A 16,442-nucleotide genomic window follows, 5' to 3' on the forward strand; every position below is an offset into this window, starting at 1 on the left:
ATTATACTATAACTTCTATAAATAACTATAAATAGATAATAAAAATTTAAAATTTATGAAAAAACAAAAAATACATAGTAAAATAATTATATTAGGATCAGGACCAGCAGGTTATACAGCTGGAATATATTCTGCAAGAGCTAATTTAAATCCAATTATTATTACTGGAAATATTCCAGGTGGTCAATTAATGCAAACTAATATGATTGAAAATTGGCCTGGAGATTATAATACTTTAATAGGTTCAGAATTTATTCAAAGATTAAAAAATCATGCTTTAAAATTTAATACTTGTATTATAAATGATCACATTAATGATATAAATTTTCACTCTAAACCTTTTATTTTAATTGGTGATGATAATATTTATACAGCTGATTCTATTATAATATCTACAGGATCTACACCTAGACGATTAAATATTGATTCTGAATCTTTATTTTTTGGAAAAGGTATATCAACTTGTGCTATATGTGACGGTTTTTTTTACAAAAATAAAATTATATCTGTCATTGGAGGTGGTAATACAGCTTTAGAAGAATCTTTATACTTATCTAATATTGTAAAAAAAATACATTTAATACATCGAAAAAAAAAATTTACTGCAGAAAAAATATTAATTAAAAAAATTATTCAAAAAATTGATGAAAAAAAAATAATTTTTCACAAAAATTATAAAGTAAAAAAATTTTTAGGAAAAAATTTATTAGAAAGCATTGAAATTGAATCTATAAAAAATAAAAAAATTAAAAATTTTAATATATCTGGAGTATTTTTAGCTATTGGAAATAATCCTAATACACAAATTTTTAAAAATAAATTAAAAATGAAAAATGAATATATTATTGTTGGAAAAGATTCTAAAAAATATTCTTCTCAAACTAATATTCCAGGAGTATTTGCAGCTGGAGATGTTATATATAATTCATATAGACAAGCTATAACTGCTTCTTCTAGCGGATGTATAGCTGCTCTTGATTCTGAAAAATATTTAGAATCTTTATAAAAACTTCAATTTTTAATAATATATAGAATGAAAAAAAAAAATAATGTATTATGAAGTTATATTTTACCAAAAATTTAAATTTATAAGAGATTGATATTATGATTAAAGAAAATAATATTGAAATGCAAGGAACAGTTATAGATACTTTACCTAATACTATGTTTCGTGTACAGCTAGAAAACAAACATATAATTTTAGCACATATTTCAGGAAAAATGAGAAAAAATTATATTAGAATTTTGACAGGAGATAAAGTTACAGTTGAACTTACTCCATATGATTTAACTAAAGGTAGAATAACATTTAGAAGTCGATAATTTGAAAATATGTATTTAATTATAGAAAATTTATACAGAAATAAAATATTATGATTAAATTAATATTTGTATAAAATATTATTTTTATATAAATTTCGAAATATTTAAAATTTTTTATTTTATAATTGATATAATATTTAAAATAAATTTTTATTAATAAAATTTATAACTATATTTTTACAAAAATATATTAGGAAAAAAATGCGTACTCATTACTGTGGAGAAATTAATACTAAACATCTTTCTAAAAAAGTTAAAATATGTGGATGGATAAACAAAATTAGAGATATTGGAAAAATAATTTTTATTGATATAAGAGATCAAGAAGGAATAGTGCAAGTAATTTTTTCTTCTAAAATAAAAAATACATTTCAAAAAGTTAAAACACTAAAAATAGAATACTGTGTTCAAATTTCTGGAATAGTAAAAAAAAGAAATCCGAATAATATAAATTTAAATATTTATACTGGAAAAATAGAAATTTTTGCACATAAATTAAAAATTTTAAATATATCAAAAGATTTACCATTAGATTTTAATAAAAATAATTCAATTAAAACTAGATTAAAATATCGTTATTTAGATATTAGACGGTCAAATATTATTAATAATTTGAAAATTAAACATTTAATTATAAAAAATATTTCAAATTTTTTAAATACTAATAAATTTTTTAATATAGAAACTCCTTTTTTAACTAAATCTACTCCAGAAGGAGCGCGTGATTATATTGTTCCTAGTAGATTAAATTTAGGAAAATTTTATGCTTTACCTCAATCTCCTCAATTATTTAAACAAATCTTAATGATGTCAGGAATAGATAGATATTATCAAATTGTTAAATGTTTTCGTGATGAAGATTTAAGATCTAATAGACAACCTGAATTTACTCAAATAGATATAGAAACATCATTTATGAAAAGTAATAAATTATGTAAACTTATGGAAAAAATGATTATTAATTTATGGTTAAAAATAAAAAATATTCAATTAAATAATATTCATAAAATTTCTTTTAATGAATCTTTAAAGCGTTTTGGTACAGATAAACCAGATTTAAGAAACCCTTTAGAAATTATTGATATTGATGATTTATTTAAAAACACATTAATTTTTAAGAATGTAGGATCTAAATCTTATCGAACTATTACTTTAAAAATTCCAAATGGAATAAATTTAAAAGATGAAAAAATTAATTTTTATATAAAAATATTAAATAAACAATTTATTAAAAACTTTTTTATTATGGTTGTTCAGAATTTAAAATTAAAACAAATATATACTAATTTTTTTATACTAAAAAAACTTGATTTAAAAATAGAACAAGAAATTATTCAAAGAAATCAAAGTAAAGAAGGAGATATAATATTTTTTGTACATGGATCTCAAACATTAATTACAAAAACATTAGGGAAATTAAGAAATATTATTGGAAAAGATTGTAAAATAATAAATAAAAATAAATGGTCTGTAGTTTGGATTAAAAATTTTCCTTTATTTAAAAAAAATTCAAATAATACATTTTCTTGTATGCATCATCCATTTACTTCTCCAAAAAATTTAAATATTTTAAAATTATTAAAAAATCCTATAGATTCTCTTTCAAAAACATATGATATGATTATAAATGGAGAAGAAATAGGGGGTGGTTCTGTACGTATACATAATAAAAAATTGCAAGAAACAATTTTTAAAATTATTGGATTAAATAAACAAGAACAAAAAAATAAATTTGGATTTTTTTTACATGCATTAAAATATGGAACTCCTCCTCATGCTGGAATTGCTTTTGGATTAGATAGAATCGCTATGTTATTAACAAATAGTAAATATATTAGCGATGTGATTGCATTTCCAAAAACTACTTCAGGAAAATGTTTAATGACACAAGCACCAGAATTTATTAATACAAATTTTTTAAATGAATTAGGAATTAAATTAAAATAAAACATAAATATTATTTTATTAAATTAAAATTTTTTATTATAAAAAATAGTTAATAAATTTTTAAAATTTACTTTTTATATTTAAAAATTTATATTTAAATTTAATTTTTATAATTAATTTGTATTGATTAAAAATTTTAAAAATATATTATTAATAAATAAGATTATATTCAAAAATTTATTTTTTATTAATATAAATAATTTATTTTTATAATTTTAAAAATATTTTTTAATTTTGATAAGTATATTAAAACATTTATTATTTTTTTTTAAAATAATATAATTATTTAAAAATCTATATAAAGATAAATTTTTTATTAAAAAATTTGAATATTAATTTTAATATATGATAAAAATTTTAAATATATATAAAATATTTTTCTTATATTTTACTTAAATTAAGTTTTTTAGAAAAATAGTATATTTAAAGTATTTTAAAAATATATCAAATAATTCTATAAAATCTTTATGAATTTATATAAAATTTATCTAAAAATAATATATTTTTAAATTTTTTTATTGCAATATATTTTAAAATTTAAATAATATTAATTATATTAAAAATTTACTTTTAATATTCTACTGGTGTTAGTATTTCCAGTAATTCCTTTAATATCTCCTTGAGTAATAATAACTATATCATTTAATTGTAAATATTTCTTATTATACAATAATTTAACAGCTTCTTGAGAAGCTAATAATCCTTCTTCTTTAGTTTCAAAAAATACAGGAGTAACTCCACGATATAGAGATACTAAATTTAAAGTTTTTTGATTTCTTGACAAAGCAAAAATAGGTAATCCAGAACTAATTCTAGAAGTAATTAAAGATGTTTTTCCTGATTCTGTTAAAGTAATAATAGCTTTTACACCTTTCAAATGATTTGCAGCATACATAGCAGACATAGCAATAATTTCTTCAATACTATCAAAAGAAATATTAATTCGATGTCTAGAAATATTCATACTAGGTACTTTCTCTGCTCCTTGACATACTTTTGACATTGATATAACTGTTTCTATAGGATTATTTCCTGAAGCTGTTTCTGAAGATAACATAACAGCATCACTTCCATCCAAAACAGCATTTGCAACATCCATTACTTCTGCTCTTGTTGGTATAAGATTAAAAACCATAGATTCCATCATTTGAGTAGCTGTAATTACAACTCTATTTAATCTACGAGCTGTTCTAATAAGTTTTTTTTGCATTCCAGCTAATTCTGGATCTCCAATCTCGATTCCTAAATCACCTCTTGCTACCATAATTGCATCTGAAGCTAATATCATTTCTTCAATTATTTGATCATTTTTAACAGATTCAGCTCTTTCTATTTTTGCTATTATTTTTGCTTTACTTCCAGCTTTTTTCATAAGTTTTTTAGCATTTTTTAAATCTTTAGCAGATTTAGGAAAAGAAACAGCTAAATAATCTACTTCAATTTTAGCCGCAGTTAAAATATCTCTTTTATCTTTATTAGTAATAGAACCTGCATTTAAACCACCTCCTAGTTTATTTATTCCTTTATTATTAGTTAATATCCCTCCAATTAAAACTCGTGTAAAAATTTTTAATTCATATACTTGTAATACTATTAATTGAATTTTACCATCATCTAATAATAGAATATCTTGTACACAAATATCGTTTGGTAAATTTCTATAATTAAAACCTACTCGTTTTTTATTTCCTAATTTTTTTTTATAAAAATAATCTAATAAAAATAAATCTCCTTTTTTTAAAAATATTTGATTATTTAAAAAATTTGAAATTCTAATTTTTGGACCTTGTAAATCTCCTAAAATCGCTATATTACTTCCAGTTTCTTGAATTACTTTTCTAGCTTTTTGAATTCTGATTATATGTTCTTCTTGTGTGCCATGAGAAAAATTTAATCTTAATACGTTTGCACCAGATAAAATAATTTTTTTTAAAACTTTTTTTGAATCTGTAGAAGGACCAAGAGTAACAACAATTTTTGTTCTTCTAATTTGATTTAACATTTATTTAATATCCTTAACATTAATATTTTTTTTAAGAGACTGATATAATATATTTATAAATATAGAAATTTTTAAAGAATTTTAAATTTTTATTATTAAAATATATAAATTTCTATATATTTATAATACTTTATATATGTAATATTTAAAAAGATAATTTTATATAAAATTGTAATTTAATATATATTAATATTTAATTTTAATATATAAATTTATTCGTTTTAAGTAAAAATTTATATTTTTTAAAATAAGACTTCATGAAAATAGTTTTATTAAAAATAAACTATATATATAATAAAAATATAATTTAATTTAAAATAAATATTATTTTTAATATTTTTACTTTTAGGAAATTAAAATTTAATGAATTATAATCAAAAAATTTTAGCGTATGATTTAATTATTTTTGGAGCAAAAGGTGATCTATCTAAAAGAAAACTTTTACCTTCTTTATATCAATTAGAAAAATTATGTAAATTACATATAAATACACGAATTATTGGTGTAGGAAGAGCTAATTGGGATGCAGAAAATTACAGAAAAATAGTGAAAAACTGTATTATTAAATTTTCTAATGAAAAAATAAATCAAAAAATTTGGCATAAATTTTCAAAAAAATTATTATTTTGTAATCTGGATGTAAATGATACATCTAGTTTTATTAAATTACAAAAAATTATTAATCAAGATAGAAAAATGATTATAAATTATTTTGCATTACCACAACATACATTTAAATTTTTATGTAAAGGTTTAAAAAAATTTAAATTAAATTTAAAAAAAGATAGAGTGATTTTAGAAAAACCTATTGGAAATTCTTTAAAAACTTCTAAAAAAATTAATATTGAAATTAATAAAATTTTTAAAGAAAAAAGAATTTTTAGAATAGATCATTATTTAGGTAAAGAAACAATTTTAAATCTTTTAGCATTAAAATTTTCTAATTCTATTTTATTTACAAATTGGAATAATAAAACTATTGATCATGTACAAATTACTGTTTCTGAAGAAGTAGGAATAGAAGGAAGATTAAGTTATTTTGAAAAAACTGGACAAATGAGAGATATGATTCAAAATCATTTACTACAAATTTTATCAATTTTAGCTATGTCTGCTCCAATTAATTTAAAAGCAAATAATATTAGAAATGAAAAATTAAAAATATTACAAGCATTACGAGTTATCAATGAAAAAAATATTAATCAAAATACCGTACGTGGACAATATACATCAGGAACAATAAATAATACACAAGTTTCGTCTTATATAAAAGAAATTGGAATAAAAAATTATAGCAACACTGAAACTTTTGTTGCTATAAAAGTAAATATTGATAATTGGAAATGGTATGGAGTACCTTTTTATCTAAGAACAGGAAAAAGATTACCAATAAAATATTCTGAAATTGTAATTTATTTTAAACCTGTACATATGAATTTATTTCATTCATCTTTAACAAATATTCCTTTAAATAAAATAATTATAAGATTACAACCTAATGAGGGAATTGATATATTTATCATGAATAAATTTCCAGAATTAGATTTAAATTATAAATTAAAAGAAATAAAATTAAATTTTGATTATAAAAAAAATTTTAAAAATTTACGTATATATGATGCTTATGAAAGATTATTATTAGATAGTTCTCTAGGAATTCAATCTTTGTTTGTAAGAAGAGATGAAATAGAAGAATCTTGGAAATGGACAGATTCTATTATTCATGCTTGGAAAACTAAAAAATCTAAATTAGAATTTTATAAAGCAGGTACTTGGGGTCCGAAATCTTCAGATAATTTATTAAAAAAAGATGGAAGATGTTGGAATATTTACAGGTAATAAAATAATATTTTAAAAAAATCTTTAAAAATTTTTTGTAGACTTGTTTTAAAGAAATTTGTTATTATTATAGATACATTAAAAATTTGTTTTATATAATTTTTTATATAAAAATTTTTTGAATATATTATTTAATAAATTTTAAATTCAAAAATATTTAATTATAATAAAAAATTTTTTACAATTAAAATTCTTTTAATTCAGTCTTATGTATTAAATAATAATATTTATGAAATATATTATAAATATTAAAAAAAAGAATTTTTTAAAAAAAGGAAAAAGTATGATTCGAGTTTTATTATTTGTAGTAACTAACTTATCTGTAATAAGTTTATTATGTATAATAGCGTTTTTTACTGGAATACAAACAAATAATATAATATATCTAATTATTTCAGGTTTTTTATTTGGTTTTGGAGGAGCTTTTATATCACTTTTATTATCAAAAAAAATTGCTTTATTTTCTATTGGATCAAATGTTATTAAAAATCCAACAAATGAATCTGAAATGTGGTTATTAAAAGTTTTAAAAAAACAATCAAAACAATTAAATATTAAAACTCCTGATCTAACTATATATAGTTCAAATAGTATTAACGCATTTGCTACAGGATCTAAAAAAGATTCTTCTTTAATTGCACTTTCTACAGGTTTGCTAAATAAAATGAATAAAAATGAGATAAAAGCAGTAATTGCTCATGAAATGACTCATATAGCAAATGGAGATATGATTACTATGACGCTTATACAAGGCGTTTTAAACACTTTTGTAATATTTTTATCTCGTGGAATTGCATATTTATTTTCAAATTTAGATTCTAATAATAATTCTTCACAATCTATATTTCAAAAAACCGGAGCTGTATATTTAATTTTAACAATTTTTTTAGAAATTATGTTTGGAACTATTGCAAGTTTTATTACAATGTGGTTTTCTAGAAGACGTGAATTTTACGCTGATGCAGGATCTGCTAAAATAGTGGGTGTAGAAAATATGATATCTGCTTTACAAAAAATGCAATATAATCCATATTCTTTAGAAATTCCAAAAACTCTTACCACACTTTGTATTAATAATTATGAACAAAATTCTTTTTTAAGTTTATTTATGTCTCATCCTCCATTACATGTTAGAATTCAAGCTTTATATAAAAAAACTTATATGTAATCATATTTTATATAAATTTAATATATTTTAAATAATAACCAAATGTTAAATATTGTTTTTTGTTTAAAAATCCTCTATTATAGAATAATTAATATTTATTAGAAAAATATTTTTATAAAATTTTTTTACATAGTATATAAAGACTAATTTTAAAAATATTTTAAATAAAATATATTTATAACTAATCAAAATTATTATTAAAAGTTAAAAATTTTTAAAATAATTTTTCTGTAGTATAAATGTTTAAGGAAATTTTAAATGTCAAAAATTAAAGGTAAAGTGAAATGGTTCAATGAAGCTAAAGGTTTTGGATTTATTACTCCTGAAGATGGAAGTAAAGATGTTTTCGTACATTTTTCTTCTATTCAAGGAGAAGGATTTAAAACTTTAGAAGAAGGTCAAAATGTTGAATTTGAAATTCAAGAAGGACCAAAAGGACCATCAGCGATAAATGTTTTTGCAAGTTAATAAAAATTATTTATTTAAATTTTATTAAAAATTTTTTTAAACATTAAAAATTTTTAAAAACCTCTGTTTTTATATACGGAGGTTTGAAATTAATTCATACAATAAAATTTTATATAATACACATAAATTTTTATTTTTAAAAAAATATTTTTAAATAAAATATTTTTATAATCATAATATCAAATCATTCATAAAATTTTTCCTATTTAATGGAGTTGTTTAATGGGAATTCTTTTAGACCCGTCAACGTGGACTGGTTTATTTGCTTTAGTATTACTTGAAATAATATTAGGTATTGATAATTTAATTTTTTTAACTATTATTACTAAAAAATTAAATCCTAATCAAAGAACTAAAGCTAGAAATATAGGTTTAGTATTATCTCTTTTAATAAGAATTATTTTTTTATATTTTATATCATGGTTTACATCTCTAACTGCTCCCTTATGTTCAAATAAATATATTATTCTTTCAGTACGTGAATTTATTTTATTAATAGGTGGAATATTTTTATCTATAATTTCATTAATTGAATTATATGATAAAATTTATCATAAACGCATTAAACGAAAAAAACATAAAAAATATTCTTATTTTTGGTCAATAATTTTACAAATAATAATTTTAGATACAATTTTTTCATTAGATTCAATTATTACTGCAATTGGAATGATAAATAATTTTACTATTATTTCTGTATCTATGATTATCTCTATGTTTTGTATATTAGCTCTTTCTAACACTTTAAAAAAATTTGTAGAAAAATATAAAAAAATTTTTATTTTATGTTTAGGATTTTTATTAATCATTGGTGTAAATCTAGTATTAGAAGCATTAGGATTGTATCTTTCTAAAACATATTTATATACAGCTGTAGGATTTTATGTATTTATAGAATTATTTAATGAAATTTCGAAATATAATTTTTTACTATATCAATACAATAGACCTTTTAGAAGAAGAATATTAGAAAATTTTTTAAAAATTCTAAAAAGAGAAAAAAATAAAGATATTCAAGTTATTAAAAAATTTAATCAAGATAATACAAAAACATATCCTGTAAAAGAATATATAGATTTTAAAGAAGAAGAAAAATACATGATATCTAGCTTATTACATTTATCTTTAAGATCTGTAAAAAGCATTATGACTCCTAGAACAGAAATATCTTGGATTAATATTAATCAATCTTATGATATTATTAAAAAAAAATTGTTAAATACTCCTCATAACATCTTTCCTGTATGTGAAGGAAAAATAGATAAAATAATAGGAGTAGTACGAGCTAAAGAACTTATTTTAAAAATAGAAAAAAATCATAATATTTTAAATTTTGTTTCAAAACATAAACCAATTATTATTTCAGAAAAAATTAATCTTATAAAATTATTAAAAATATTAAAAAACTCTAAAGGAAATATAATTTTAGTAAAAAATAAATTTAATATGCTTCAAGGATTAGTTACACCAGTAGATTTTTTAAAAGCTATAGCTGGAGATTTTCCAGATTCTGATAAAACACCAAATATAATAAAACAAAATAATAGTTGGATAGTTCAAGGTTCTACTGATTTGTATTCTTTACAACAAAGATTAAATACAAATACTTTTATTAAAAAAAATACTATGAATATATCCATATCTGGATTTATTATTGAAAAATATGGAACTATTCCTGTATCAGGTCAAGTTATTAAAATATCTTCATTTATTTTTAAAATTCTTAAAGCTACAAAATATAAAATAGATTTAATAAAAATAAAAAAAAACACTCATTAATTTTCAAAATTTTTATAGTTTATTCATGAATATAAACATGAATAAATTATAAAATTAATACTTTAAATAAAAAATTTTCTATATTATTATGAAATTATTAACTTTAGATAGTTCTAGTAATTATTGTTCTGTAGCATTAAAAAATAAAAGTAATATCAGTTGTATTAATAAATTAACTTCTAATCATACTGATATTATTTTTATGATAAAAAAGATTTTATCTAAAAATTATTTATTATTATCAGATATAGATTATATTGCATGTTCTAACGGTCCTGGTTCTTTTACTGGAATCAGAATTGCAATAAATATATCTCAAGGATTTAATATTGGTTTAAATATTCCTATAATAGGAATATCTACATTAAAAATTTTATCTGAACATGCAAGAAATCAAACAAATAAAAAAAATTTTATTGCTATTATTCAAGCTAATAAAAAAAATGTATATTGGGGAAAATATATATTTTATAAAAAAAAATGGTATTTAAAAAATAAAGAATTATATATTCCTAATACAATTGCTTTAAATAAAATTTTTAAATTAAATAAAATTTGGAAAATTATAGGTATTTTAAATAATTTTTTATTATATAAAAAAAGTATATATATGAAAAGTTTAAATTTATATAAACCTTCCGCATTAGATATCATACCATTAGCAATACAATATATTAATGAAAAAAAAAAATATTCTTTTAAAAAAATTTTTCCAAATTATTTAAATAAAATAATTAAATAAATATATTTAATTTATTTATTTAATTAATATACAATATATAAAAAAATTATTTTGGTAATGTAATATTAAAACCTAATATTGATTTATTATTTTTTTTATATTCCAGTTGAATTTTTACAAATTTTTGATCAATTTTCATATGTTTTTGAATTAGATTTAAAATTTCTTTTTTCAGTGTAGGAATATTTTTTTGTGTATTTTTTATTTTTTTATTCTTATCTAAAATAATTTTTAATCGTTTTTTTGCAATAAAAGCACTTTTTTTTTTTTTAGATAAAAAAAAATCTAATAGAATCATAATTATCGTCCAAATAAACGTTGAAAAAAATTCTTTTTTTCTGTAGTAAATCTTAATGGAGTTTTTTTTCCTAATAATCTTTTCACAACGTCTGAATAAGCTTTTCCAGCATTTGATATTTTATTTAATATAATAGGAAAACCTTGATTAGAAGATTTTAAAATAGATGAATCTTCTGGTATAACTCCTATTAATGGAATTCTTAATATTTCTAATATATCTTTCATACTTAACATATCACCTGAACTAACTTTTTCAGGAGAATATCTTGTTAATAATAAATATTCTTTAACTGGTTTTCTATGATCTTTTGCTCTTTTTGATTTAGATGAAATAATTCCTAAAATTCTATCTGAATCTCTTACAGAAGAAATTTCAGGATTAGTAGTAATAATGGCTTCATCTGCAAAATATAAAGCTAATAAAGCGCCTCTTTCTATTCCTGCAGGTGAATCACAAATGATAAAATCAAATTTCATCTCTAGTAATTTTTGGAAAACTAATTCTACACCTTTATAAGTTAATGATTCTTTATCTTTGGTTTGCGATGCAGGTAAAATAAATAAATTTTTTGTATGTTTATCTTTAATTAAGGTTTGATTAACTGTAGATTCTCCTTGAATTATATTAATAAAATCATATACTACTCTACGTTCACAACCCATAATTAAATCTAAATTTCTTAATCCTACATCAAAATCTATGACTACAGTTTTTTTTCCAGATTTAGCTAAACCAGTAGAAATAGAAGCACTTGAAGTAGTTTTCCCGACTCCTCCTTTTCCTGATGTTACTACAATAATACGTGTCATACTAAAATATATCCTTAAATTTAAAATACTAAAAATTATAATTTTTTTATATGTATACTGTGATTTTTTAAATATATCTGAGCTGGTTTATTTAAAATATTATTTGGAATAGAATCTATTAAACAATATTCTCCAGAGATAGATAATAATTCTGCTTCTAAATATTGACAAAAAATTTTTCTAGTATGATCTCCATGAGCTCCTGCTAATGCTCTTCCACTAAGTTGTCCATATACATGAATATTTCCATCAGCAATTAATTCAGATCCTTTATTTACATTATTAATAATTATTAAATCAGATTCTTTTGCATAAATTGTCTGTCCAGAACGAATAGTATGATTATATAAAACACTTTTAAATTTTTTTTGTTTTGAAATTTTAGTGTATTTCTGAATAAAATTTTTTTTATTTGAAAATATAGGAACTCCTGAATTCAAAATTTTTTTTTTTAATTTTGAATCATAACATTCAATTACACCAATAACTAAAAATCCATTAGAAAAAATAATTTTTTGAATTTTTTTCCAATTAGAATTTTTTGGCAATAAAGATAAATTTAAAATAATTGGTGCTTTATAAAAAAAATCAGGAGATTTTTGAACTTTTTTTTGTAATGCATTATTAATTAAATTAATATTATTACTACATATATATAATACTAATGTTGTAAAAATACTTCCTTGTAATTTAATAGGTATATTAATAGATTTTACATTCATAGTTTTTTAAAATTTGATTACTAAAAATATTTAAATTATTTATGTAAATGTATTTTATAAAAATTTTTTTTTTTATATAAATTAAAATATATAAAATATAAATTTATTATATTAAAAAATTATTTTATATTTATTTTTTTAAAAAAAATAATATATATCATAATAAATTTTTAAAACTAAAACTAAAAAAATTAATTATTTTTTATTTAAGGAAATTATTTTGAACATAAATAATACTAGTCAATTAATATTAAAAATAAAAAATGTTTTTAAAAAAAAAAAAATACTTTTTTCTGGAAATATTCAAGATTCTTTACCAGAAATTTTAAAAACAAAATTAAGTTATATACATCTTCAAAAATATAATTTTTTAAAATATTTTTCTAAAATAAAAAAAAATAAAATATTTATAAATTTCTTAGTAAATAAAAATATGCTTAAAAATTGTAATACAGTAATTTATTTTTTTTCAAAAAATAAAAAAGAAACATTTTTTCAACTAAAAAAAATTATTTCTTTATTAAAAAAAAACAAAAAAATTTTTCTTGTTGGAGAAAATAGAAGTGGAATAAATAGTTTTGTTAAATATATTAAAAATGAAATTTATTTTAAAAAACTTACATATGGAAGAAAATGTGTAATTTATTGTCATGTTATTAATAAAAAAATTTCTTTTAAATTAAAAGAATTTTATAAAATACATTATTGGAAGAAAATTCCAATTATATTTTTACCTGGAATGTTTGGATATAAAAAATTAGATTTAGGTAGTAAGTTTTTAATTTCAACATTTTATAAAAATAAATTATTTAATAAAAAAATATTAGATATAGGAGCAGGATCAGGTTTGTTATCTATTGCTATTTTAAAAATTATGAAAAAAAACAAAATAACTATAGCTGAAAGTTGTTTAACATCAATCCAATGTTGTAAAAAAACATTTAAATTAAATAATTTAAATGCAAATTTCAAAATTAGTGATATATATTCTTGTATAAAAGAAAAATTTGATTTAATTATATCTAATCCACCTATACATCATAATTTAAAAAAATCTTCAGAATTTGTTAAAGAAATTATTTATAAATCTCATTTATATCTAAAAAAAAAAGGAGAACTTAGATTAGTTATTAATAAATCTTATTCGTGTGAAAAATATTTTATTAAAAATTTTTATAAATTTAATATTTTAAAGGAAAACAATTTTTTTAAAATATATCAAGGATTTATAAATTAATATAAAAAATTTTATAAAATACTAATTTAAATACCCGAAGCGGGACTTGAACCCGCAAAGTTATATATAACCGAGGGATTTTAAGTCCCTTGTGTTTACCAATTTCACCATTCGGGCAAAAATTTTTTATTTAATAAAACTTTTAAAAAAGGCGCACCTCGGAATCGAACCGAGCTATACGGATTTGCAATCCGCTGCATAATGCCAATCTGCCAATGCACCAAAAATTTTTTATTAAAATTATAAAATATAATAATATAATAAAATATTTAATTATGTCAATATATTTTCTTAAAAATTTTTAAAAATCTTTATCATTTAATTAAAAATTTATAATTATAAAAAAATAAAACTTGAAATAATAATATAAAATGTTATATAATCAAATTATTAATTTTTAATAATTAATTTACTTTCAATAAAATTTTTTTTAAATATTTTATTTTAAAAAATTAGGAGGGATGGCCGAGTGGTTTAAGGCAGCGGTCTTGAAAACCGCCGATGAGAAATCATCCGAGAGTTCGAATCCCTCTCCCTCCATACAACAAACTTTAAAAATTTTATTATTCTAAATTTTTTTACTTAAAATAAATTAATTTTATAAAATAATTGTATTTTTCATCTACTTAGTATTTAAAAAATTTTGTAAACATTTGATTAAAATAAATTAGATTATATTTAATTTATTTATATAATTTTTTGTTTTTAAAAAATTATAAATTTTGTTTAAAAATAAAATTTTTTAATTCATTAGAATATTTTAAAGATAATTGATCATTAATGATGTGAACTATTTGAAAATATTCCTTGAAAGTTCCAAATAAAATGAAAATTTATAGAATTTAAGTTCTTACTTTTAGTATTGCTGTAATAAGTAATCTTTTTTTCAAATTCAATTCTTGAATATAAATTTTTATGAATTTTATATTGAATTCCAGCGCTAACTATTGGAAAAATATTATCTTGTAATAAATAATTTTTTTTAAAGTTTTTGACTGTAAGAAGATTTTTATTAAGATTAATAGAACAACCAAAACGACTATAAACATCTATAGAATTTAATATTGGATAAGAAACTTTCGTCGTAATTTCTAAATTTTTTTCTGGATAAATGATATTAATTTTATTATTTTTTAAATTAGATTTAGAATATTTATTTGTATTATTTGTATGATTTATATATTCTGATCTATCGTATATTTTCTTAATAACCTGTCCATGTTTTATTGGAAATAATGAATTATGGTTAGAATTGCTATGGCTAATGTTAACATGCTGATCTCCTATATTTTCTGATTCGTACATTTTATTAATTTCTGCTTCTTCTTCAGAATCTTGTTTTTCTCTAACTTTTTGTTGAGAATTTCTGTAATTACTATGAATAACTTCTGTTTTTTTATTTTTTTTAATAATATCATTAATATTTTCTTGATTATTCAAAGGATCATTGTAAGAAATTTCTAATCCAAAATATGAATTATTTTGATATCCTATTAAAAAACCATATAATGAATGTGACCAATAATTAGTATATAAATTTTTTAAATTAGATAAGTCAGATTTTTCAATATGATTAGGTTGTAACGTATTAAATTTTGAACCAAAATAAAAATAATTTGTATTATTTAAAGTATGTGCTTGAACATTAGTAGCTATACAAGTATTTAATAAAAGAGACATGACTATAGCTTTATTCTTCATTTCTTACTCCATTTTAAAAACTATAAATAGAATTTATAATTAATTTTATTTATAATTTTTTAAATAAATTTAAAAATATTTTATCAATAAATCTTGAAAATTGTGCTAATAAAATAAAATTTTTTTTTTAAAAAATAAAATAAATTTTTTAAATTTTTTTTTAAAATACTTTATTGATATTATCAATTTTTTTTTAAAATTTATTATTTACAATACTTAAATTATATATTTTCATTAAAAAAAAAAATAATTAAATATTATTAAAAAATTTATAATATTTAAAATTTTTATATATTAAAATATAACACGAAATAATAATTTTGTTTAAATAAAAGTATGAATTTAATTTTTTTTATATAAAAATTAAATTTTATATTTAAATATAATATATTTAAAATTTATAT

At 18.8% G+C, this 16,442-nt stretch carries 14 protein-coding genes and 3 tRNA genes; 10 read left to right on the plus strand and 7 right to left on the minus strand.

The genetic code is table 11. From position 1 onward, the window contains the following. Window positions 1-55: 55 nt before the first annotated feature. The 3 genes from trxB (at window position 56) to aspS (ending at window position 3,270) form a co-directional block, all read left to right on the plus strand. Window positions 56-1,006 (plus strand): thioredoxin-disulfide reductase, encoded by a 951-nt coding sequence (gene trxB, locus LDP12_RS01875; RefSeq protein ID WP_265226685.1) that lies wholly within the window; start codon window positions 56-58, stop codon window positions 1,004-1,006. Window positions 1,007-1,104: 98 nt separating this feature from the next. Next, a complete protein-coding gene (infA, locus tag LDP12_RS01880) occupies window positions 1,105-1,323 on the plus strand; it encodes a translation initiation factor IF-1 (protein WP_265226686.1) in 219 nt (72 codons plus the stop codon). 201 nt (window positions 1,324-1,524) lie between these two features. Then, a complete protein-coding gene (gene aspS, locus LDP12_RS01885) occupies window positions 1,525-3,270 on the plus strand; it encodes an aspartate--tRNA ligase (RefSeq protein ID WP_265226687.1) in 1,746 nt (581 codons plus the stop codon). 556 nt (window positions 3,271-3,826) lie between these two features. Here aspS and pyk read toward each other — a convergent pair. Further along, on the minus strand, window positions 3,827-5,272 hold the full coding sequence (pyk, locus tag LDP12_RS01890) for a pyruvate kinase (RefSeq protein WP_265226688.1): 1,446 nt from the start codon (window positions 5,270-5,272) through the stop codon (window positions 3,827-3,829). A 363-nt stretch (window positions 5,273-5,635) separates the two neighbouring features. Here pyk and zwf point away from each other — a divergent pair, with 363 nt between their 5' ends. The 5 genes from zwf (at window position 5,636) to tsaB (ending at window position 11,268) form a co-directional block, all read left to right on the plus strand. Continuing rightward, window positions 5,636-7,111: a glucose-6-phosphate dehydrogenase gene (gene zwf, locus LDP12_RS01895; protein ID WP_265226689.1), complete on the plus strand. Its 1,476-nt coding sequence runs from the start codon at window positions 5,636-5,638 to the stop codon at window positions 7,109-7,111. 283 nt (window positions 7,112-7,394) lie between these two features. After that, the gene (gene htpX, locus LDP12_RS01900; RefSeq protein WP_265226690.1) at window positions 7,395-8,279 is read left to right on the plus strand and encodes a protease HtpX; all 885 of its coding nucleotides are present in this window, start codon (window positions 7,395-7,397) and stop codon (window positions 8,277-8,279) included. A 258-nt stretch (window positions 8,280-8,537) separates the two neighbouring features. Then, window positions 8,538-8,747: a transcription antiterminator/RNA stability regulator CspE gene (gene cspE / locus LDP12_RS01905; RefSeq protein ID WP_265226691.1), complete on the plus strand. Its 210-nt coding sequence runs from the start codon at window positions 8,538-8,540 to the stop codon at window positions 8,745-8,747. A 222-nt stretch (window positions 8,748-8,969) separates the two neighbouring features. Continuing rightward, window positions 8,970-10,526 (plus strand): TerC family protein, encoded by a 1,557-nt coding sequence (locus tag LDP12_RS01910; RefSeq protein WP_265226692.1) that lies wholly within the window; start codon window positions 8,970-8,972, stop codon window positions 10,524-10,526. A gap of 88 nt (window positions 10,527-10,614) precedes the next feature. Then, window positions 10,615-11,268, plus strand: a complete 654-nt coding sequence (tsaB, locus tag LDP12_RS01915; RefSeq protein ID WP_265226693.1) for a tRNA (adenosine(37)-N6)-threonylcarbamoyltransferase complex dimerization subunit type 1 TsaB — start codon at window positions 10,615-10,617, stop codon at window positions 11,266-11,268. A 46-nt stretch (window positions 11,269-11,314) separates the two neighbouring features. Here tsaB and minE read toward each other — a convergent pair whose 3' ends face one another. The 3 genes from minE to minC are packed head-to-tail and all read right to left on the minus strand — an operon-like array spanning window position 11,315 to window position 13,100. Continuing rightward, window positions 11,315-11,566, minus strand: coding sequence for a cell division topological specificity factor MinE (gene minE / locus LDP12_RS01920; RefSeq protein ID WP_265226694.1), 252 nt, complete (start codon window positions 11,564-11,566; stop codon window positions 11,315-11,317). A 2-nt stretch (window positions 11,567-11,568) separates the two neighbouring features. Further along, complete coding sequence (gene minD, locus LDP12_RS01925; protein ID WP_265226695.1) at window positions 11,569-12,378, minus strand: septum site-determining protein MinD; 810 nt, start codon at window positions 12,376-12,378, stop codon at window positions 11,569-11,571. 35 nt (window positions 12,379-12,413) lie between these two features. Then, window positions 12,414-13,100 (minus strand): septum site-determining protein MinC, encoded by a 687-nt coding sequence (gene minC, locus LDP12_RS01930; protein ID WP_265226696.1) that lies wholly within the window; start codon window positions 13,098-13,100, stop codon window positions 12,414-12,416. A 220-nt stretch (window positions 13,101-13,320) separates the two neighbouring features. On the opposite strand from minC, the gene LDP12_RS01935 reads away from it, so the two are divergent. Continuing rightward, the gene (locus tag LDP12_RS01935; protein WP_265226697.1) at window positions 13,321-14,337 is read left to right on the plus strand and encodes a methyltransferase; all 1,017 of its coding nucleotides are present in this window, start codon (window positions 13,321-13,323) and stop codon (window positions 14,335-14,337) included. Between the two features lie 31 nt (window positions 14,338-14,368). On the opposite strand, the gene LDP12_RS01940 is transcribed toward LDP12_RS01935, so the two are convergent. After that, a tRNA-Leu gene (locus LDP12_RS01940) sits at window positions 14,369-14,454 on the minus strand. Window positions 14,455-14,486: 32 nt separating this feature from the next. Next, window positions 14,487-14,559 (minus strand) — tRNA-Cys (locus tag LDP12_RS01945). A gap of 233 nt (window positions 14,560-14,792) precedes the next feature. Between LDP12_RS01945 and LDP12_RS01950 the strand changes: the two genes are divergently transcribed. After that, window positions 14,793-14,877, plus strand: a tRNA-Ser gene (locus LDP12_RS01950). A 237-nt stretch (window positions 14,878-15,114) separates the two neighbouring features. On the opposite strand, the gene LDP12_RS01955 is transcribed toward LDP12_RS01950, so the two are convergent. Further along, entirely contained in the window at window positions 15,115-16,038 is a 924-nt protein-coding gene (locus tag LDP12_RS01955; protein WP_265226698.1) for a hypothetical protein, read from the minus strand. Window positions 16,039-16,442 lie beyond the last annotated feature (404 nt).

It is taken from the genome of Buchnera aphidicola (Chaitophorus viminalis), from assembly GCF_026122795.1.
GTDB classification, from domain to species: Bacteria; Pseudomonadota; Gammaproteobacteria; order Enterobacterales; family Enterobacteriaceae; genus Buchnera_J; species Buchnera_J aphidicola_BK.